Source organism: Pseudomonas sp. K5002, from assembly GCF_013386655.1.
Taxonomy (GTDB): Bacteria; Pseudomonadota; Gammaproteobacteria; order Pseudomonadales; family Pseudomonadaceae; genus Aquipseudomonas.
This window is the reverse complement of sequence record NZ_JACARK010001647.1, coordinates 1-321: the sequence shown is the minus strand read 5'-3', so window position 1 is coordinate 321 and position 321 is coordinate 1. Positions and strand designations below refer to the sequence as shown.

The following is a 321-nucleotide window of genomic DNA, read 5'->3' as shown; positions in this document are numbered from 1 at the left end:
CTGACGATCGTACCCACGCTCATGCGATGGCGCCGCGCCAGGCGTGCGTCGGGGACGCGCCAGATGCCGTGTTCGTCCGGCTCGACCCGGCGGTAATCCGGGTAGGCCGTCAGCGACAGGCCACCATGGCGCACGAAGCCCAGGGCCCAGGCCCAGTCTGCTGCGCTCAGGTCACGATAGGCCCACGCGGTGCGCACCTCCGCCAGCAGCTCATCCGGCACAAAGCCGCCGCCCAGCGCCATGCTCACCAGATGCTGCACCAGCACATCCAACGGCTTGTGAGGCGACTGGCGCGCTTCTATGCGCCGTTCAGCGATGGCG

Annotated in this window: 1 pseudogene; it reads right to left on the bottom strand. The window is 69.2% G+C overall.

Annotated features, from left to right (window positions below):
- Positions 1–321 (bottom strand): annotated as a pseudogene (locus HX846_RS38480) (DNA ligase-associated DEXH box helicase); the annotation flags it as partial.